This window comes from Bacillus sp. AFS077874, assembly GCF_002566505.1.
Classification (GTDB): domain Bacteria; phylum Bacillota; class Bacilli; order Bacillales; family Bacillaceae_G; genus Gottfriedia.
In genome coordinates this window covers 24,848-44,902 of record NZ_NUYF01000008.1, presented here as the reverse complement: position 1 = coordinate 44,902, position 20,055 = coordinate 24,848, and the positions used below count along the sequence as shown (strand labels likewise).

The 20,055-nt window shown below is 35.0% G+C and carries 18 protein-coding genes; 9 read left to right on the top strand and 9 right to left on the bottom strand.

The features are described 5' to 3' along the window. Window positions 1–60: 60 nt before the first annotated feature. A complete protein-coding gene (locus COJ46_RS09155; protein WP_097978135.1) occupies window positions 61–1,617 on the bottom strand; it encodes a glutathione ABC transporter substrate-binding protein in 1,557 nt (518 codons plus the stop codon). A gap of 210 nt (window positions 1,618–1,827) precedes the next feature. Between COJ46_RS09155 and nikC the strand changes: the two genes are divergently transcribed. From nikC to COJ46_RS09115, 8 genes are all read left to right on the top strand, one after another. Continuing rightward, window positions 1,828–2,730 (top strand): nickel transporter permease, encoded by a 903-nt coding sequence (nikC, locus tag COJ46_RS09150; protein ID WP_097978136.1) that lies wholly within the window; start codon window positions 1,828–1,830, stop codon window positions 2,728–2,730. Window positions 2,731–2,742: 12 nt separating this feature from the next. Continuing rightward, window positions 2,743–3,663 (top strand): ABC transporter permease, encoded by a 921-nt coding sequence (locus tag COJ46_RS09145; protein WP_025569271.1) that lies wholly within the window; start codon window positions 2,743–2,745, stop codon window positions 3,661–3,663. 12 nt (window positions 3,664–3,675) lie between these two features. Next, window positions 3,676–4,704 carry an ABC transporter ATP-binding protein gene (locus COJ46_RS09140; RefSeq protein ID WP_097978137.1) on the top strand — a complete coding sequence of 343 codons (1,029 nt, stop codon included), beginning with the start codon at window positions 3,676–3,678 and terminating at the stop codon, window positions 4,702–4,704. Then, window positions 4,704–5,690 (top strand): ABC transporter ATP-binding protein, encoded by a 987-nt coding sequence (locus COJ46_RS09135; protein WP_097978138.1) that lies wholly within the window; start codon window positions 4,704–4,706, stop codon window positions 5,688–5,690. Before COJ46_RS09140 ends, COJ46_RS09135 begins: the two co-directional genes overlap by 1 nt. A gap of 308 nt (window positions 5,691–5,998) precedes the next feature. Then, on the top strand, window positions 5,999–6,760 hold the full coding sequence (locus COJ46_RS09130) for a sensor histidine kinase (RefSeq protein WP_097978139.1): 762 nt from the start codon (window positions 5,999–6,001) through the stop codon (window positions 6,758–6,760). Beyond that, window positions 6,757–7,455 (top strand): response regulator transcription factor, encoded by a 699-nt coding sequence (locus tag COJ46_RS09125; protein ID WP_097978140.1) that lies wholly within the window; start codon window positions 6,757–6,759, stop codon window positions 7,453–7,455. Before COJ46_RS09130 ends, COJ46_RS09125 begins: the two co-directional genes overlap by 4 nt. Before the next feature lie 3 nt (window positions 7,456–7,458). Then, complete coding sequence (locus COJ46_RS09120) at window positions 7,459–8,778, top strand: SLC5/6 family protein (RefSeq protein ID WP_097978141.1); 1,320 nt, start codon at window positions 7,459–7,461, stop codon at window positions 8,776–8,778. Window positions 8,779–9,015: 237 nt separating this feature from the next. Continuing rightward, the gene (locus tag COJ46_RS09115) at window positions 9,016–9,690 is read left to right on the top strand and encodes a Rossmann-fold NAD(P)-binding domain-containing protein (RefSeq protein ID WP_097978142.1); all 675 of its coding nucleotides are present in this window, start codon (window positions 9,016–9,018) and stop codon (window positions 9,688–9,690) included. Between the two features lie 49 nt (window positions 9,691–9,739). Here COJ46_RS09115 and COJ46_RS09110 read toward each other — a convergent pair whose 3' ends face one another. Further along, entirely contained in the window at window positions 9,740–9,937 is a 198-nt protein-coding gene (locus COJ46_RS09110; protein WP_097978143.1) for a hypothetical protein, read from the bottom strand. 267 nt (window positions 9,938–10,204) lie between these two features. Here COJ46_RS09110 and COJ46_RS09105 point away from each other — a divergent pair, with 267 nt between their 5' ends. Beyond that, a complete protein-coding gene (locus tag COJ46_RS09105) occupies window positions 10,205–11,683 on the top strand; it encodes a S8 family serine peptidase (protein WP_097978144.1) in 1,479 nt (492 codons plus the stop codon). A 73-nt stretch (window positions 11,684–11,756) separates the two neighbouring features. Here COJ46_RS09105 and mtaB read toward each other — a convergent pair whose 3' ends face one another. The 7 genes from mtaB to hrcA all read right to left on the bottom strand — a co-directional run bounded on the left by mtaB (window position 11,757) and on the right by hrcA (window position 20,039). Next, complete coding sequence (gene mtaB, locus COJ46_RS09100) at window positions 11,757–13,091, bottom strand: tRNA (N(6)-L-threonylcarbamoyladenosine(37)-C(2))-methylthiotransferase MtaB (RefSeq protein ID WP_097978145.1); 1,335 nt, start codon at window positions 13,089–13,091, stop codon at window positions 11,757–11,759. A 4-nt stretch (window positions 13,092–13,095) separates the two neighbouring features. Then, entirely contained in the window at window positions 13,096–13,848 is a 753-nt protein-coding gene (locus COJ46_RS09095) for a 16S rRNA (uracil(1498)-N(3))-methyltransferase (RefSeq protein WP_097978146.1), read from the bottom strand. A 1-nt stretch (window position 13,849) separates the two neighbouring features. After that, window positions 13,850–14,800, bottom strand: coding sequence for a 50S ribosomal protein L11 methyltransferase (gene prmA / locus COJ46_RS09090; RefSeq protein ID WP_097978147.1), 951 nt, complete (start codon window positions 14,798–14,800; stop codon window positions 13,850–13,852). 144 nt (window positions 14,801–14,944) lie between these two features. Next, a complete protein-coding gene (dnaJ, locus tag COJ46_RS09085; protein ID WP_097978148.1) occupies window positions 14,945–16,078 on the bottom strand; it encodes a molecular chaperone DnaJ in 1,134 nt (377 codons plus the stop codon). Between the two features lie 384 nt (window positions 16,079–16,462). Next, the gene (dnaK, locus tag COJ46_RS09080) at window positions 16,463–18,286 is read right to left on the bottom strand and encodes a molecular chaperone DnaK (protein WP_069035092.1); all 1,824 of its coding nucleotides are present in this window, start codon (window positions 18,284–18,286) and stop codon (window positions 16,463–16,465) included. Window positions 18,287–18,380: 94 nt separating this feature from the next. Continuing rightward, window positions 18,381–18,953 carry a nucleotide exchange factor GrpE gene (gene grpE / locus COJ46_RS09075; RefSeq protein WP_097978149.1) on the bottom strand — a complete coding sequence of 191 codons (573 nt, stop codon included), beginning with the start codon at window positions 18,951–18,953 and terminating at the stop codon, window positions 18,381–18,383. A gap of 57 nt (window positions 18,954–19,010) precedes the next feature. Then, entirely contained in the window at window positions 19,011–20,039 is a 1,029-nt protein-coding gene (hrcA, locus tag COJ46_RS09070; protein WP_069035094.1) for a heat-inducible transcriptional repressor HrcA, read from the bottom strand. Window positions 20,040–20,055: the final 16 nt, after the last annotated feature.

The window sequence follows — 20,055 nt, the reverse complement described above, 5'->3', positions numbered from 1 at the left end:
TTCTCAAAAAAACAGCATAATACGATTATGCTGTCAGTTTGTAGACAAAGTTCTAAAATTTTATTTCACTGTTACATCATCAAGCATTAAATAACTTGCTGGGTTTAACCAAAGTCCTTTAACTGATGAGGCAGTAACTGCTAAGTGCTCATAGTTACGAATAGGTACATATGGTACATCTTTGTTTTCAATTTCTTGTGCTTGAGCATAAAGTTCTTTACGTTTTTCACTATCCGCTTCTTGACGAGCTGATTCAATTAATTTATCAACTTCTGGGTTACTATAGAAAGAACTATTTCCTGCTGCACCTTGGGATTTACTATCAAATAAGTTAAATTGGTTATAGTCGCCATCACCAGTAGCATTTCCCCATCCACCAATCGAAACTTGATGCTCACCTTTTGCAATTGCATCAATATAAGCTCCGTATTCAAGAACTTGGATTTTCACATTAATACCAATACCTTTTAATTGAGATTGAATAACTTCAGCCATATTTATTCTTTCTTTACGGTCACTAGTTGTAAGCGTAAATGATAGGCCGTCCTTAATTCCGGCTTCTTTTAATAGCTTTTTAGATTCATTAATATCGTAGTCATATCCTTTAAGATTTGGGTCATATCCAAATACTTTTGGACTCATTGTTGAATTTGCTTTTGTTCCAACATCGTTATAGACACCTTTAATAATTGAATCTACTTCAATTGCATGTGCAATTGCTTGACGAACACGAACATCATTAAATGGTTTTTTCTTTGTATTGAAGCTTAAATATTCAACAGCTAGTCCATCTGTACGGTATAAATCCATTGTGTCAGAAGCTTCAATTCGATCGATTTCTGTTACAGGCACTTGATCAGTTACATGTGCTTCACCAGTTTCAATCATTGCTAGTCTTGTAGCATCTTCAGGAACTACTTTAAAGATTACACCATCAATTTTAGGTTTATTACCCCAGTAATCTTTATTTTTTTCAATTTTAATTTCTTCTCCTGATTTCCACGATTTAAATACATAAGGACCAGTTCCAACTGGATTTCGTCCAATTTTATCACTGTTTTCTTTAATCGATTTTGGACTAATAATATCTCCTTCATTACTCATTAAAATTGATAAAAGTGGAGCGTATGGGTATTTCAAAATAAATTGAACAGTTGAATCGTCTACGACTTTAACTTCTTTTATCATTTCAAATTTACCAGCTTGAGGTGATGCTGTTTTTGGGTCAAGTACTCGATCAAAATTTGTTTTAACTGCATCTGCATTAAATGGTGATCCATCCTGGAACTTAACGCCTTGTCGTAATTTGAACTCCCAAGTCACATTATCTACTTGCTTCCATTCTGTTGCTAAAAGAGGTTGTGGCTCCATATTTTTATCTGGTTCTACTAATGTTTCATATACCTTTTCATAAACAACGTTTGCTGATGGTATATCAGTAATAAAATGTGGATCCAATGTAGTCGCATCAGATAATCTAGCTACGACCAAAGTTCCTCCTGCTTTTGCCTTTGTTCCTGTTGCACTACTGCTTGTTTGGTCAGATGTACAACCTGCAAGCGCAGTAGAAACTGTTAATAATGATGCAAATAATACTCCAGCTGTCTTTCTCTTCATTGTTTTCTTCCTCCTCTTAATACTTTCCCTATGATCTCTTGTTCACCATTTTTCTTTATTACGTAGGCTTATTCAAATTATAAAAAAAAATAAAATTTTATATTTTCAGAATCTTTACTCGTTTTTTAATTATCTTTACTGCTTTTCCGCATTATATTTACTTCAATTCCAATTTTGAATAAATTTAAACAAAGAAAAGGGGGAAAAAATATGAAAACAGAGATTGTATTGAATAACAATGAAATCAAATTAGAAAAAAAAGAATCTCAAAAACTAAAAAGATGGAAAGTATTTTATAAGAAGTTTAAAAAAAATAAATTGGCACTAGTTGGTGGATATATCGTACTTTTTTATATTTTAGTAGCTTTTTTAGCACCACTCATTTCGCCGAAGGATCCTTTTGCGATTGATTTAATGAACAAACTGCAAACTCCATCGCTAGAACATTGGATGGGAACAGATGATAAAGGAAGAGATATTTTAAGTAGAATCATTTATGGAAGTCGACTTTCAATTTCTGTTGGTTTCGTATCTGTCTTATTTGGAGCAATTTTCGGAATCACGCTCGGGTTAATTGCAGGTTATTACGGAAAATGGGTTGACACGATCATTATGAGGGTTGTTGATGTTTTACTAGCATTTCCAGGTATTTTACTAGCACTTGCGATTATTAGTGCACTAGGTCCTAGTCTAATTAATGTAATGGTTGCTGTCGGTATCTTTTCAATCCCAACGTTTGCACGAATCGTTAGAGGATCTACGTTATCCGTCAGAAAACTTGAGTATATAGACGCAATTCGTGCATTAGGTGCAACTGATTCAACAATTATTTTCAAACATATTTTTCCGAATATTCTTTCACCAATAATTGTCCAAGCTACGTTAAAACTGGCTACAGCTATTCTTTCAGCAGCAGGCTTATCATATCTAGGATTAGGTGCTCAGCCTCCATCACCAGAATGGGGAGCGATGTTAAGCAGTGGACGTGATTACTTATTTACAGCACCTCACATTGCCTTATTTCCGGGTATTGCGATTTCAACACTTGTATTGGGATTTAATATTTTCGGAGATGGACTAAGAGATGCTCTTGATCCAAGAATGAAAAAATAAGGAGGAAAGTAAATGTTTCTATTTATTGTCAGAAGAATTATACAAACTATTCCGGTTTTACTTGGTGTAAGTTTAGTCGTTTTTTTAATTATGCAGATGGTTCCTGGTGATCCAGCAACACTACTTGCTGGAGAAGGTGCTACGAAACAAACAATCGAAATGATTCGTCATCAACTTGGACTTGATCGCCCTGTCATTATTCAGTATTTCGACTATGTTGTTCATGTACTTCAAGGAGATTTTGGTGAATCGCTTCGAAATAATCGTCCAGTATTAGATGAGATTATGATTCGTTTGCCGATTACAATTGAACTTGCACTGGCTAGTATTTTCATTACAGTTGTACTTGGTATGCTAGCAGGAATTATATCAGCGACTAAACAGTACTCCGCGGCTGATATTACAATTATGATTGTCGCTTTACTAGGAATCTCTTTACCAAGTTTCTGGTTTGGTTTAATGCTGATCTACTTCTTTTCAGTTAATCTTCATATATTCCCAGTTGCTGGCTGGGGAACGTTTAAACATATGGTACTACCAGCATTAACATTAGGTGCAGGTGGTGCGGCAATAGTAGCTAGAATGACTAGGTCAAGTATGCTTGAAGTTGTTCGTCAAGACTATATGCGTACAGCAAGAGCAAAAGGATTAAAAGAGCATGTCATTATCTATAAACATGGTTTAAAGAATGCTCTTATTCCTGTAATAACTGTTGTTGGACTTCAGTTTGGTGCATTACTTGGTGGTACCGTTTTAACAGAGTCAGTTTTTGCAATTAATGGACTTGGTAGATTAATTGTTGATGCAATTAGAACAAGAGATTTACCTATGGTTCAAGGTGGCGTATTAATCGCTTCGGTTATCTTTGTATTTATGAATCTAGCTGTTGATATTCTCTACCGTTACTTTAATAAACGAGTTGACTTGAATTAAGGAGGTACTACTATGAAAAAACAATTTGATGAAACAATTCTTGAGGTTAAAAATCTACAAACCTACTTTTATACAGATGATGGAATAAGTAAAGCAGTTAATGGAATTAGCTTTAAATTAAAAAAAGGTGAAACACTTGGAATAGTAGGAGAATCTGGAAGTGGTAAAAGTATTACATCATTATCCCTTTTACGATTAATCCCCTCTCCTCCAGGAAAAATAACTGGTGGTAGTATTCTTTTTAAAGGTGAAGACTTACTAGCAAAAACTGAAAAACAAATGCGTTCTATTCGTGGTAATGAAATTTCAATGATCTTTCAAGAGCCAATGACATCTTTAAACCCAGTTTATTCAGCCGGCGAACAAATTGCAGAAGCGATTCGTCTTCACCAAAAATTAAGTAAAAAGGAAGCTTGGGATAAAGCAGTTGAAATGCTACGACTTGTAGGGATCCCTTCTCCTGAAAAACGTGCAAAGCAAGAACCACATGAACTTAGTGGTGGAATGAGACAAAGGGTTATGATCGCAATGGCACTTGCTTGTCATCCAGAAGTGCTAATCGCAGATGAACCAACTACCGCTCTTGATGTGACAATTCAAGCTCAAATTCTGGAATTAATTAAATCACTTCAAAAGGATTTAGGTACAGCTGTAATCTTAATCACGCATGATTTAGGCGTCGTTTATGAGACTTGCGATCGAGTAGCTGTCATGTACGCTGGAAGAATTGTTGAATATACATCAGCAAAAGAACTTTATAATAACCCTAAGCACCCATATACAATCGGGTTATTAAACTCCCTTCCACGTCTTGATATGGATCAAGATGAATTAACAACAATTCCTGGTACTGTACCTAGTCCATTCAATATGCCTAAGGGCTGTAGTTTTGCACCACGCTGTGCACATGCAAAGCCAATGTGTCATGAATCAGTACCAGATTTACAAACACTCGACAAAAATACTGAAGTCAGTTGTTGGATGTACACATCACAATGGGAAACAGATCATACCATCAAAGAGAAAGTAGGGATTGAATAATGGCATTACAACTAGTGGATAAAAAAATACTACTTAATGTAGATCATTTAAAACAATACTTTCCAATTAAAGGTGGTATTTTAGGAAGAACGGTTGATCACGTAAAAGCTGTAGATGATATTAGCTTCCACATTTACGAGGGAGAAACTTTAAGTATAGTTGGAGAATCTGGTTGTGGTAAGTCTACTACTGGTAGAGCCATTCTAAGATTGGACGAGCCTACAAGTGGAAGCATTCATTTTAAGGAAAAAGATTTATTAAGCTTAGGAAAAAAAGAAATGCGTAAAATAAGAAAAGATCTACAAGTAATCTTCCAAGATCCGTTTGCCTCACTTAACCCTAGACAAACAATTGGACAAATTTTAGGTGAAGCATTAGCCATTCAAAATGTCGTTCCAAAAGAAGAGCGTAAAGCTAGAATTGAGGAATTATTAGGACATGTCGGGTTAAGACCAGAAGCTATGGAGCGATATCCTCATGAATTTAGTGGTGGTCAACGTCAGCGTGTCGGAATTGCACGTGCACTTGCAGTTGATCCAAAACTAATCATTTGTGATGAAGCAGTTTCTGCTCTAGATGTTTCGATCCAAGCTCAAGTATTAAACTTATTAAAATCGTTACAGAAAAAATTCTCACTTACCTTTCTTTTTATCTCACATGATTTAGGTGTAGTAAGACATATTTCTGATCGGGTAATGGTAATGTATTTAGGAAAAATTGTTGAGATTGCCGATAAAAAATCGATATTCGAAAATCCGCAGCATCCTTATACACGTGCCCTATTATCTGCTATTCCAGTACCGAACCCGGTACATCAAAGAGAAAGAATCATTTTAACAGGAGATGTACCTTCTCCAATCAATCCTCCAAGCGGCTGTCGTTTTCACACAAGATGCCCTTTTGCGATTGATATTTGTAAAACACAAGCACCTGAATTAAAAATATCCGAGCAAAATCATCAAGTTGCTTGTCACATAATTAATTAAATAGTATTCTTATAGGCATGAAGTGAAGGAAATGAAGAGAATTGATCCTGCCATGTAGATATCCTCTTTCTTTCTTCAATATAATAAATGCTTATAAAATTGGATAAATCGAATGTTGATTGGATCAAGATTTTCTAAAGCTCCAATGGAAAATGCGCGAAGGTTAGAGACTCCTCTAAGAAGCTCCAATAGGATGTTCAGCTTTCGTTCCATTCCCATTGGAGCAACTTTACTTGAAATCAACCATTTATAAACAAAGTTTTCAAAAAAATTAAAAATATTATCAAAAAAACTATTTGAGGTTCTTCATGCTTAGTTACGAGGGATTTACTTTACTAATTATGCTATTTATTTTAGCTCCTATTATGGGAGCTATTGCTTTATTATTTTTGTTTATCTTTGAAAAAAGAATTGACTTACTTGAAAATAAAAATAGAGAAATTCGGTTAGAACATGCATTACAAGAAGCTCAATACAATAAATTAAATCAGCAAATCCAACCGCACTTTTTATTTAATACACTTAATGTCATATTAAGCTTAGCGCGTTTAAATCGAACTTCGGAATTAATCCGTGCCCTAGAAACGTTCTCTCAATTTTTAAAATTTAAATATAAATCATCCGAGCCCTTAATTCCGTTAAATCAAGAAATACAATATACTCAATATTATTTAGACATTCAAAATCTACGGTTTGGAGATCGTCTTAAAACACAGTTAGATTGTCCAAAAGATTTATATGATGCGCTAGTTCCCCCTTTTATTTTGCAAACCTTAGTAGAAAATTCATTTAAACACGGTTTAGAAAAAAAGGTTGGAGAGGCTTTACTGCATATTCGATTTTATCAAGATTCCGAGCTAGTCTGTTTAGAAGTAATTGATAATGGTTTAATGGGAATGACTAATTCTTTTTCTAATGAAGAAGGCCATGGATTAGACAATATAAAAAAGAGATTACAACTATATTTTGGTAATAGTGGACATGTACTGATTACTTCAAATGAATCAGGAACAAATGTTAAAGTTGTTTGGCCACTTATATATGAGAGTAAAGGAGGGAAAATAAATTGAATGTATTATTAGTAGATGATGAACCATTAGAGCTTGAACAGATGGAATATTTGATAAAAAATATGTTTCCATTATGGAAGTTTTTTAAAGCTGCTGATGCATGCCAAGCAATCACAATTAATCAAAATCATAAAATTAATATTGCGTTCCTAGATATCAATCTACCTGGACGTTCAGGACTAGAGTTTGGTGAAGAACTTAGAGCACTAAATAATGACGTTGATATTATTATGGTTACAGCATATCAAAGTTTTGATTATGCCCAACAGTCAATCCGAATCGGCGTTCTAGACTATTTAACTAAGCCAATTATAGAAAGTGAATTATATAAAGTTTTATCTAAATATAGTGACACCGACACATCAAACCAATATTCTAGTTTAATACATCAAACTCTTTTATATATTCATGATCATTTCGCTGAAAAACTTTCTCTTTCTGACGTTGCTCGAGAAGTTCATACAAATCATACTTATTTAAGTAGAAAATTTCACGAAGAAGTCGGAGTATCGTTTTCAGAATATTTAATAGACTATAGAATACAAGCAGCCAAGCGATATTTAACAAATAATCCAAATTGGAACATATCCGATGTAGCAGAAAACTCAGGCTTTAATAGTCAGCATTACTTCAGTACTTTATTCCGCAAAATTGAGGGCATTACTCCAAAAGAGTATCGTGAGAAAGGAAAATAAACAGTGAATTCACGTTCATTTAGAGAATACGTACAAGGTCCTATTCAAATTGGAATGGGTATGGGAATTATTTCTCTCTTGGCACGTTGGGTAACAGGAACTACGATATTATCTTCGCCAGAATCAATGATTAAATATGGCGTATTTGGTGGAATCGGATATGCATTTTTAGGCGCGATTGCATTATTTGTATTTAGTTTTATCGGGAAAAAAGTTCGACAAGAGTACCCTGATGGTTTAACAATTGGAGATTATTTGAAGAAGAAACTACACCCACTTGGTTATTGGATTATGATTTGTATTTTAATATTAACTAGTTTACACATATTATATATACAGTCGATGACTGCATCTACGTTATTTCATTTTCTTTTTAATTTACCGTTGTACATAGAAATAATCATTTTTATAAGCTTTTGTGTACTTTTTGCAGGTTTTGGTGGATTAAAGATGATACATGGATTAGCTGGATTCCAAGTCATTACCATGTTTGCAGCGGCAATTTTAATTCCGTTGTATTTTTTCGTAAAAGAAGGCGTTCAACCCGTATATGATGGGATTAAATTATACCATCCATACATGCTAGTCATTGATCATTACGATTTATGGGGTTTTTTATTTTCAGGCTTATTAGTTGGATTTGGTCAATTTTTCTTTGACATTACTTCATGGCACCGATTATTTATGATTGAATCGAAAAAACTTCCTTTAACATTCTCAATTTCCGGGTTAATATGGTGTATTTTCCCACTTTCATTTTCATGTCTTTTTATTATCGTTATATTCACAGGTGGATTTACAGATATTCAATCAATTTTAGTTGGTTTAGCAAATAAAATTACAACACCATTCTTTTTCATACTTTTCGTTTTATGTGCTTTTAATGCAATTACATCAACATTTGGTGCGGTTTTACATTCGCTTGCTAGCTTAATCATTATCAATATAATCGAGCCATTTCACACGATAAAAAATGATCAAAAAAAAATAAAGCTTGCTTATCTTCTATCCATGATAATTGGGGCGATCATCTTTTTTGCTACAATTATTCAATCAAAAAAAATTATTGAACTATTATTTTACTCAGGAAATGTATATTCTGCATTGCTATTTCCAATTTTAGTTATTGTCTTTAGTAAGGGTAAAGTCGGTAATTACATTCCAATTAGTATTGTAATCAGCATCATACTTTCATATATTGTTCAGCCGTATGTAGGTGAATTTCAAAGCATTTGGTTGAGTTTATTATTTTCTATTGTGATAATTATTTTTGGTTTTTCAATCCAATTTTTTAGTAAGAAAGAGTCTGTAAATATGTCATAAAGAAGAGCTAATCAGTTGACTTGATTAGCTCTTTTCTATTTTGAAGTATTCACCTGAAAAGTAAGTAATCGTTCTATATTTCCCCCTTCAAGAAACGACCTATTTTATTAGTTTTTATCTATTCACTTACATATTTTGAACGATTATTTTTCAGTTTTAAATTGCTTAAAAATGATTTATCATTTATTATTTGCCCATGAGACTAAAGCGGTGAAAATAAATTATGGAGGTTACATTATGAAGGTTTTACTTTTTGGAGCAACTGGAATGGTTGGTCAAAGTGTATTAAGAGAATGCTTACAAGATCCTTCTGTTAGCTCGATTTCCTCAATTGGGCGTAGTATTACAGGAATTCAACATGAAAAATTCTATGAAATTAAGCATTCTAATCTGCTTGATTTATCTTCAATTGAAAATCAGTTAGCTGGATTTGATGCATGTTTTTTCTGTTTAGGTGTTTCATCATTTAGAATGACAGAGGAAGATTATCGTAGGATAACATATGACCTTACATTATCCATCGCACGTACATTATCAATATTAAATCCTCAAATGACTTTCATTTATGTCACTGGATCAGGTACCGATCGTACTGAGAAAGGTCGTATAATGTGGGCTAGAGTGAAGGGAAAAACCGAAAATGACTTGTTAAAGTTACCATTTAAAGCCGCATACATGTTTCGACCAGGCGCAATTATTCCACATAAAGATATAAAATCAAAAACTAAACTATATCAATACGGCTATAACCTAACGAAACCTATTTATCCAATGCTAAAAAAAGTCTTTCCAAACTCAATAACAACTTCAGAACAGATTGGTCGATCAATGATCAATATTGCAAAAGTTGGTTATCATAAGCCATTTATTGAGGTTGAAGATATTAATAGGACTGCAGAAAAAGATAAGTAAAAAAAGGTATAGGGAAAAGAGTTTCCCTCTTTCCCCATTCCTCTCACCATCAAGTATTTAAATATGGAGCTCCTCGTCTTGTGTTGGCTGCTGAAGTTGCGTCTTCACTTGTATCTAGGTAAGGGCTACCACCATCGTCATAATTAATTTTATTAGAATCATCGCTCTCACTCGTGTCTAAATATGAGTTGGTAGCAACGTGGATATGATTGTCATCAGTTTTTCTTGATTGATTCTCTTTTGACATGATTATTTCACCTCTGTATTTATATTTTGTATCATTATAAATTTTTAATTACAGGTAGTTTGAGGGAATTATTATCCTTTTCAAAGTTTATTTCATGTTGTTCTTTTCATTTGTATTGTTAGTCTGCCCTTTATCGATTTATTCTCCAATGAATTATCAAAAAATTTTGTAATTTTCACTTCATATTTCGACAAGTTTATATAGGGAGATTTATTAAAATTTGATTAAATGCGTATATACGTAAATAATACAAATTGGAGAGATTTCATGAAAAAAAGAATTGCTGCCTTATCAATCTGTTCTGTTTTATCCTTTTCATTACTTATTGGTACACAATCCAAACAAGCAAATGCTGCATCTGAGGAACTTCTTTATATTTTAGCTTATAAAGGAAATTTACCAAGCAATTTCTCAGATACAATTTCAAAAGCTGGAGGTTCGATTGAACGAATTATTTCAGAAGTTGGAATTGTTGAAGTTTCATCGTCTAATGATGAATTTCTAACTAATATTAAAAAAGATACTAGCATTCAATCAGCTGGTAAAGAGCTTCAAGCATACTTAGAAGCTGACCCGGATGATCATATTGAGTTTACGCCAGGAACTCCGAATGGTGAAAAAGTAACTCTTGATGCAAATGCTAACTCGTACTGGGATAAACAATGGGACATGCAGCATTTAACTCATAATGGTGATTCCTATAATATTAATAAAGGAAACCATAAAACGGTCGTCGCTGTAATCGATACTGGAATTGACTTTAGCCATCCAGATTTAAAAGCTAATGCAGATCTTGCTGGTTCAAAAACATTTGTTCCTGGAACAACCGATGCATGGGATAAAAATGGTCATGGAACTCACGTAGCTGGCTCAATTGCAGCAAATGGAAAAGTTAAGGGCGTTGGCCCAGAATTAACAGTTCGCGCTTATCGAGTTTTCGGTGCAACTGGCGGAGCTGAACAGTCATGGATAACAGATGCAATTGTTTCAGCTGCAAACGATGGAGTAGAAGTAATTAATATGTCGATCGGTGGATGGCGCTGGATGGCTCATAACTTAGATGAAAAAGGTGAGTCAGCTTCAATGGTGGCATATCACAGAGCGATTCAATATGCAATTAATAAAGGTGTAACGGTCGTTGTATCTGCGGGGAATGACTCAAGAGATTTTAACAATATACACGATATGCAAGATTATTGGAAAACAACTTACGGTTTAGATATTAAAGGACCTTCACGTGTTGTTCCTGCGCAAATCCCAGGTGTCATCACAGTTTCTTCTTCTAATCAATGGTCAAAAGATAGTATTGCTTTCTACTCAAATTATGGAAGTGTAATCGATGTAGCTGCACCTGGTGGAGATAACGGGCCTGTATACGATGGTTTATATCGTCAAAATCCAACAGGTAACTTTTTAAATAAACGTGATTATACATATCGTACTTTGTCTACTTATCCTACATATCCAGTAGGTGTAAATGCAGCTAATCCAAATGGGACAAATGCAACAACACAATTTAGTGATGGAAAATGGCATGGTTATTCATATCTACATGGAACTTCTATGGCAGCACCAAAAGTTGCCGGTATTGCTGGCGTAATTAAGGCAGCTCACCCTGAATATAATCCTTCTCAAGTAGCAGCAGCAATCAGACAAACTGCTCTTGATTATGGTAAAAAAGGACAAGATCCACTTTTTGGTTCTGGTGAAGCAAACATTTATAATTTCTTATCAAATAACAAATAACAACACGTAGAACAAAAAAGGATAGATAATCCAGATGAATACTAGATTATCTATCCTTTTATTTATTTTATCGTTAGTTAACAGCTACATCTTCTAATACTCGGACAAATTCACCTTTATTAACTGGATAACCAGCTTCAGCGATTTTAACTTTTACAATTTTACCGATCATGTCTTCTGTTCCTTCGAACACGACTTTTAGATAATTGTCTGTGTAACCAATTAATAGTCCTTCTGCGCCATCTTCAGTATACTTTTCTTCCGGAATAACTTCTAGAACATCTCCATCAAACATTGATGCATATTCTTTTGCAAGCTGATTTGATAATTCAATTAAACGGTGTACACGTTCATTTTTAATTTCTTCGTCAACTTGATCTTCCATACGTGCAGCTGGAGTACCTGTGCGTTTAGAGTATGGGAATACGTGTAATTCAGAGAACTTATTGTCGCGAATGAAATTGTACGTTTCCATGAACTCTTCTTCAGATTCACCTGGGAAACCTACGATTACATCAGATGTAATTGAACAGTTTGGTAAGACTTCACGTAATTTTTCAATTCTTTCAGCAAATTCAGCCATTGTATATTTACGACGCATACGTTTTAGGACAGTATCTGATCCCGATTGTAATGGTACGTGTAAGTGACGAACTACAATATTTGAATGACGAAGTACTTCAATTACTTCATCTGTAATTTGACTAGCTTCAATTGAAGAAATACGAACACGTTTTAATCCTTCAACTGTTTCTAAATCTTTTAATAACATTGCTAAGTTGTAATCTTTCATGTCTTGACCGTATCCACCAGTGTGAATTCCAGTTAAAACAATTTCCTTATAGCCTGATTCAACTAATTGCGTAGCTTGTTTTACAACTTCTTTTGGATCACGAGAACGCATTAAACCACGTGCCCATGGAATAATACAGAAAGTACAGAAGTTGTTACAACCTTCTTGAATTTTTAATGAAGCACGTGTACGGTCAGTAAAAGCCGGTACATCTAACTCTTCATAAACTCGTGCTTTCATAATATTTCCTACGCCATTAATTGGTTGGCGTTCTACACGATATTGCTCGATATAATCTAGCATTTTAGTACGGTCCTGTGTACCAACAACGATATCTACCCCAGGAATTGCCATGATTTCGGCTGGAGATGTTTGTGCATAACATCCAGTTACACAAATTACTGCATCTGGATTTTTGCGCACGGCACGACGGATTACTTGTCTACTTTTTTTGTCACCTGTATTTGTAACTGTACAAGTATTAATTACATAAACATCAGCTTTTGTCTCGTATTCAGTACGTTCATAGCCTGCTGCTTTAAACAGTTGCCAAATTGCTTCTGTTTCGTAATGGTTAACTTTACAGCCTAATGTATGAAAAGCTACATGTGGCATTTCTTCACCCCATTAATTCAAAATGAAAGGAGGCAGCAGCTAAAACATAAAATGGTGCTGTTTCTGTTCGTAGAATTCTTGGTCCAAGTCCACATAGCTTAGCACCTTTTTCTTCTAGCTGATTAACTTCTTTCTCTGACAAACCACCTTCTGGTCCGAAAACTACTAATAATCGTGAACCTTCCTTTAATGACTGGAATGTCTGAACAAGTCCTGCTGATTCTCCTGTTTTTGCACTTTCTTCATATGCTACAATACACGCATCATAATACTGTATTGAGTTAAGTAATTGTTGAAAAGATGCTGGCTGTTCCACGGTTGGTACAATAAATCGATAGGATTGTTCAGCCGCTTCTTTTGCAATTTTTTGCCATCTAACAACCTTTTTACCAGCTTTTTTATCATCTAATTTAACAATTGATCTAGCTGCCGCAAAAGGTAAAAAACCAGAAGCACCAAGCTCCGTACCTTTTTGTATGATTAACTCTAGTTTATCACCTTTTGGTAGTCCACTAGCAATCGTAATTGATATAGGCAGTTCATTTGTATTCTCAACATATTCTACAACAGCTGCAGTTATTTGTTCACTAGAAATATTTGTAAGTGTACAACGAACAGTTGAAGAACCTGGAACTGTACAAATGATTTCTTGATCTAGCTTCATTCGCATAACATTTGCGATATGATGAGCATCATCACCAACTATTGTAACAAGATCATTTTGAAGCTGCGTTTCTTCTATAAAATATCTTTGCATATTACATTCCTTGTTCTGGCTTTTTTGCAATAATTGCAACCCAGTCCTCTAAATGTAATACTTCCTTCACTTCAAAACCAACTCGTTTAAGCTCATTTTCGATGTCTTCTTGTTTAGCACCAATAATTCCTGAAGAAATAAATGTTCCACCTGGTTCTAAAACATTAAACACATCGTCTACGAAACGAAGAATAATTTCAGCAAGTAAGTTCGCAACAACTACTTGGAACGGACCTTCAATACCTTGTAGTAAGTTACCTTGTCCAACTTTTATAACATCGTCAACTTTGTTTAATACAACGTTTTCTCTTGCACTTCGAACAGCTACATCGTCTAAGTCATAAGCTTCTATATTTGTAGAGCCAAGTTTAGCAGCTGCAATACTTAATACTCCTGAACCAGTACCTACATCGATTACACGGTCAGTTGATTTAACAACTTTCTCAAGTGCACGAATACACATAACAGTTGTAGGGTGAGTACCAGTACCAAACGCCATTCCTGGATCTAATTCGATAATTAATTCATCTGACGATTTGACTTCATACTCTTCCCAAGAAGGTACAATTGTAAATCGATCTGAGATTGAAATTGGATGATAATATTTTTTCCATGCAGTCGCCCAATCTTCTTCGTTAACTTCATGCACAGCAAATGTATTTTTTCCTAAATCAATATCATATGAAATTAAATTATTAATTGCTTCCTTTATACCGTCGATCGTATCGTTTAAAAAACTATTCACAGGAAGGTATGCTTTAACGATTACACCTTCCTCTGGATAATCTTTTGGGTTAAGTTGGTAGATTTCACCGTAAACCTGTGCTCGCTCCTTCGTCAAATCAAACACATCCTCTATGACAACACCACTTGCACCAGCTTCGTGTAAAATGTTAGAAATCGGTTCAACCGCATCCTGTGTAGTGTGAATACTTAATTCTGACCATTTCATTACCTACCAACTCCATTCATACTCTCTTCTTTACTTGGCAATACCCTCTAATCATAGTCAGAATTAGAGGGTGCCATTTAAATTACTTCTTCTATTAGTGTTTCCACTTTTTACCTTAACTAACGTACTGAATTAATAACTTCCTTATTGTTCGCCAAAAGTCTTAACTGCACGCTTTAACTTTGTAAAGAAAGAATCGTGTTTGTCGTCTTTTTGACCTTTGCCAATATTGTAAAACTCCTCAAGCAATTCTTTTTGACGGCTTGTTAGTTTTGTTGGTGTGATAACTTTTACGATTACGTGCTGATCGCCTTGACCATATCCACGCACATCTTTGATTCCTTTACCTTTTAAACGCATTCTAGTACCAGTTTGCGTTCCAGCAGGAATTTTCGTTTTTACTTTACCATGTAATGTAGGAACTTCAACTTCATCACCTAATGCAGCTTGTGCAAAAGTTAATGGAAGCTCACAGTAAACATCATTTCCGTCACGTTCAAAGAATTCATGCTCACGAACATGGAATGCAATATATAAATCTCCAGCAGGACCACCATTTTTACCTGGTTCTCCTTGACCTGAAAGTCGAATTTGTTGTCCATCATCGATACCAGCTGGTACTTTAACCATGATTTTCTTACGAGTTTTCACTCGGCCAGCACCATGACAAGTAGTACATTTATCTTTAATCATTTGACCAGTACCTTGACAGTGTGAACATGTCGTACGGTTCACAATACGTCCAAATGGAGTATTTTGTTCAACACTCATTTGTCCCGAACCTTGACAATGTTTACATGTTTCTTTTGATGTACCAGGTTTCGCACCTGATCCACTACATGTATGACATGTTTCTTCAGTTGGAATTTCAATTTCTTTTTCCATTCCAAATGCTGCTTCTTCAAACTGGATCGTCATTGTATATTGTAAATCTGCTCCAGCTCTTGGTGCGTTCGGGTCACGACGACGTCCACCGCCACCACCAAAAAACTGACTGAAAATATCTTCAAATCCACCGAATCCGCCGCCGCCAAATCCGCCACCGCCGAAACCTTGGTTTGGATCTGTATGACCAAACTGATCATAATGAGCACGTTTTTGATCATCTGATAAATTTTCGTATGCTTCTTGCACCTCTTTAAACTTTTCAGGTGCATCAGGATCCTTATTAACGTCCGGATGATATGTTTTTGCTAATTTACGAAACGATTTTTTTATTTCATCTTGTGATGCACTTTTACTAACACCAAGTACATCATAGTAATCACGTTTACTCATAGTGTTACAATCCGCTCCTTTCACATAAAGAATATTTTAACATATCCTGTGCTTTTCTAAAAGAAAATAAAGAAAACTCGTCTACTGGCGAGCCTTTTAGGCGAAGTCAGAGGCGTAGTTGCACTTATACTTTATTCCTAAAATTGGGAACTACGTCGAATTCTCATCATCGATGCCAATTTATGATTTCTTAAAGTGAGAAAAAGTCAAAGCCAAGGCTACCCTGACTTTGACTTCCCTTTTTTAGATATATATATTGTCTAGTTCCAGGCGTTAGCCCCTCGAGGTCATTAGCCCAATTATGGTAAAAGTTATAATCCCAACTTTTTCCATACTCGTTCTTATGCTTGTCGGGGCTGACCAAACGCCTTCCACTTTTCGTTATTATTTTTCGTCTTTAACTTCAGTAAACTCAGCGTCTACTACATCGTCTTGTTTCGCTCCGCCTTCAGCTCCACCTGCAGCTTGCTGTGCAGCAGCAGCTTGCTCATAAAGCTTCATAGATAAAGCTTGAACGATTTCAGAAAGAGCATCTTTCTTAGTACGAATATCATCTAAGTTACCAGCTTCTAAAGCTGCTTTTAATGCGTCTTTAGCTTCGTTCGCTTTTGTAACCTCTGCTTCTTCAACTTTTCCTTCAAGATCTTTTAAAGTTTTCTCTACTTGGAATACTAATTGATCAGCTTCGTTTTTAAGATCTACTTCTTCTTTACGTTTTGCATCTGCATCAGCATTTAATTCTGCTTCTTTAACCATGCGTTCTACTTCTTCATCACTTAAACCTGAAGAAGATTGAATTACGATGTTTTGTTCTTTCTGAGTACCTAGGTCTTTGGCACGTACTGTTACGATACCATTTTTGTCGATATCAAACGATACTTCAATTTGAGGAATTCCACGTGGTGCTGGTGGGATATCCGATAATTGGAAGCGACCTAATGTTTTATTGTCATTAGCCATTGGACGCTCACCTTGTAGTACGTGAATGTCTACAGCAGGTTGGTTGTCAGCAGCTGTTGAGAAAACTTGAGATTTGCTTGTTGGGATTGTTGTATTACGTTCGATTAACTTAGTAAATACTCCACCCATTGTTTCGATACCTAATGATAATGGTGTTACGTCTAGTAATACTACGTCTTTTACATCACCAGTTAATACTCCACCTTGAATTGCAGCACCTAATGCTACTACTTCATCAGGGTTTACACCTTTATGTGGTTCTTTTCCTGTTTCTTTTTTGATTGCTTCTTGAACAGCAGGAATACGAGTTGAACCACCTACTAAAATTACTTTATCAATTTGACTAGCAGTTAAGCCAGAATCCTTCATTGCTTGACGAGTTGGGCCTAAAGTTCTTTCTACTAAGTTGTGAGAAAGCTCTTCGAATTTTGCACGAGTTAAGTTTAACTCTAAGTGTAATGGACCAGCTGCACCCATGCTAATGAATGGTAATGAAATTTGAGTTGAAGTAATACCTGATAAATCTTTTTTCGCTTTTTCAGCAGCATCTTTTAAACGTTGTAATGCCATTTTATCTTGGCTTAAATCAACACCGTTTTCTTTTTTGAATTCAGCTACTAAGTAATCAATGATCACTTGGTCGAAGTCATCTCCACCTAAACGGTTGTCACCAGCTGTAGCTTTAACTTCAAAAATTCCATCTCCTAATTCAAGGATTGAAACGTCGAATGTACCGCCACCTAAGTCATAAACTAAGATTGTTTGGTCTTCATCCATTTTATCTAAACCGTATGCTAATGCAGCCGCAGTTGGCTCATTGATGATACGTTCTACTTCTAAACCTGCGATTTTACCAGCATCTTTAGTTGCTTGACGCTCAGCATCATTGAAATATGCAGGTACTGTAATAACTGCTTTCGTTACTGCTTCACCTAAATAAGCTTCAGCAGATGCTTTTAAGTTTTGAAGAATAATTGCAGAAATCTCTTGTGGAGAAAAATCTTTACCTTCAATGTTTTCTTTATGTGTAGTACCCATATGACGTTTAATTGACATGATTGTGTTAGGGTTTGTAATTGCTTGACGTTTTGCTACTTCCCCAACTTGACGCTCACCATTTTTGAACGCAACAACTGACGGAGTTGTACGTCCACCCTCTGGGTTCGGAATTACTTTTGGCTCTCCACCTTCTAATACTGCGACACAAGAGTTAGTTGTCCCTAAGTCAATACCAATAATTTTACTCATTGCATGTTCCTCCTAAAATTTACATAAGTTATATTTTAGTTTTTTTAAAAAATTTTTATATTTATGTTGGCGATTTAAATAGAAGCTTAACGAATTACTCGTTTACTTTCACCATTGATGGACGAATTACTCTGTCCTTTAGCTTATAGCCTTTTTGGAATTCTTGTAAAATTTCATTAGATGGTTTAGAATCATCACTTTCTTGCATTACAGCTTGATGGACATTCGGATCGAATTGTTCACCTAGTGCTGGGATTTCTTCTACCCCTTCTTTTTTCACAGCTTCAACAAGTAAACGGTAAACCATTTCCATACCTTGTTTTAAAGAAGCAGTTTGCTCGTCTGTTGCTTCAACTTGTAGTGCACGTTCGAAATTATCTAGTACTGGTAATAAATCAGTTACTAAACTTTGAGCACGATAAGTCATTAATGATTGTTGGTCTAAAAGTGCACGACGTTTATAATTTTCGAAATCAGCATGTAGACGTAAGTACTTATTTTCCTTCTCATCCACTTCAGCACGAAGTTTTTGAAGCTCTTCTTCAGAAGAATTCACATTGTCAGTTTTCTCTTCTGTATTTTCTTCTGTAAAGATTGAAGGTTCTTCAACAGTAGTTTCTTCATTCACTACTTCTTCATTTAAAAGTTCTTCCTGACGTTCTGTCATGTCACCTTCACCTCCTATTTTTTTATATGTAATCCATTGTTTCTTTTCACAATGGATTTATTCAACATCCTTAGATGAAAATAATAAATTCAATTGCCCTGTTATTAAATGCATTAATGAGATTACTCGGGAGTATTCCATTCGAGTTGGTCCTAATACTGCGATTGTACCAATTTGATCTTCACCTAATGAATAGGTTGCGCTAATGATACTTACATTTTCTAATCCAGACTTTTCATTTTCCTTACCAATTTTGACACTTAAACCCATCTGTTCAAAAGGAATAATACTTTTTAGTTCATCTTGCTTTTCAATCATGTTTAACAATACTTTCATTGTCTCAACATTATGAAATTCTGGTTGAGCTAAAATATTCGTTTTTCCACTTAAAATCAGCTTTTGTTCAATCGGTACGTCAATAGTGCCACCAATCATCTTAATAACACTTTCATAATTTGAAATATGCGTACGTAAAATCATTGCAATTTCTTTATAAAGCTTGTCATTTATTTGATGAATTGGAACATTTACTAGTCGTTCATTTAAAATATTTACCATTTTCTCAATATCACTCATAGACACACCAGGTGGTATCGTTACTGTTCGATTTTTAACAATACCTGTGTCTGTCACAATAATTGATACTGCTGTATTAGGTCCTATTGGAATAAGCTGAATATTTTTTAGCTTATTTTCAGTAACCTTTGGTCCTAGAGCAATTGTTGTGTAATTTGTTAAATCAGATAGTATATCAGCTGAATTTTTCACAAGCTTTTCTATTTCAAAAATACGCTCGGCAAAAATACCTTTTATCGAACGAACATCATCGTCATTAACAATTTGTGGTGATAACAGATGGTCTACATAAAAACGATACCCTTTTTCAGAAGGGATTCGACCTGCAGAGCTATGAGGCTTTTCAATATAACCAAGTTCCTCTAAATCAGCCATCTCATTTCGTATCGTTGCTGAACTAAATGAAATACCTTCCTTTTTAGATAAACTCCTTGAACCAACAGGTTGTGCCATGCGAATAAAGTCATCGATAATAATTTGGAGTATCAATAACTGTCTTTCAGTCAACATGTTTATCACCTCTATT

Excerpts from the sequence above, each read along its gene's own strand:
- COJ46_RS09155 (WP_097978135.1), bottom strand. The coding sequence starts at position 1,617 with ATGAAGAGAAAGACAGCTGGAGTATTATTTGCATCATTATTAACAGTT.
- nikC (WP_097978136.1), top strand. The coding sequence starts at position 1,828 with ATGAAAACAGAGATTGTATTGAATAACAATGAAATCAAATTAGAAAAA.
- COJ46_RS09145 (WP_025569271.1), top strand. The coding sequence starts at position 2,743 with ATGTTTCTATTTATTGTCAGAAGAATTATACAAACTATTCCGGTTTTA.
- COJ46_RS09140 (WP_097978137.1), top strand. The coding sequence starts at position 3,676 with ATGAAAAAACAATTTGATGAAACAATTCTTGAGGTTAAAAATCTACAA.
- COJ46_RS09135 (WP_097978138.1), top strand. The coding sequence starts at position 4,704 with ATGGCATTACAACTAGTGGATAAAAAAATACTACTTAATGTAGATCAT.
- COJ46_RS09130 (WP_097978139.1), top strand. The coding sequence starts at position 5,999 with ATGCTTAGTTACGAGGGATTTACTTTACTAATTATGCTATTTATTTTA.
- COJ46_RS09115 (WP_097978142.1), top strand. The coding sequence starts at position 9,016 with ATGAAGGTTTTACTTTTTGGAGCAACTGGAATGGTTGGTCAAAGTGTA.
- COJ46_RS09110 (WP_097978143.1), bottom strand. The coding sequence starts at position 9,937 with ATGTCAAAAGAGAATCAATCAAGAAAAACTGATGACAATCATATCCAC.
- COJ46_RS09105 (WP_097978144.1), top strand. The coding sequence starts at position 10,205 with ATGAAAAAAAGAATTGCTGCCTTATCAATCTGTTCTGTTTTATCCTTT.
- mtaB (WP_097978145.1), bottom strand. The coding sequence starts at position 13,091 with ATGCCACATGTAGCTTTTCATACATTAGGCTGTAAAGTTAACCATTAC.
- COJ46_RS09095 (WP_097978146.1), bottom strand. The coding sequence starts at position 13,848 with ATGCAAAGATATTTTATAGAAGAAACGCAGCTTCAAAATGATCTTGTT.
- prmA (WP_097978147.1), bottom strand. The coding sequence starts at position 14,800 with ATGAAATGGTCAGAATTAAGTATTCACACTACACAGGATGCGGTTGAA.
- dnaJ (WP_097978148.1), bottom strand. The coding sequence starts at position 16,078 with ATGAGTAAACGTGATTACTATGATGTACTTGGTGTTAGTAAAAGTGCA.
- dnaK (WP_069035092.1), bottom strand. The coding sequence starts at position 18,286 with ATGAGTAAAATTATTGGTATTGACTTAGGGACAACTAACTCTTGTGTC.
- grpE (WP_097978149.1), bottom strand. The coding sequence starts at position 18,953 with ATGACAGAACGTCAGGAAGAACTTTTAAATGAAGAAGTAGTGAATGAA.
- hrcA (WP_069035094.1), bottom strand. The coding sequence starts at position 20,039 with ATGTTGACTGAAAGACAGTTATTGATACTCCAAATTATTATCGATGAC.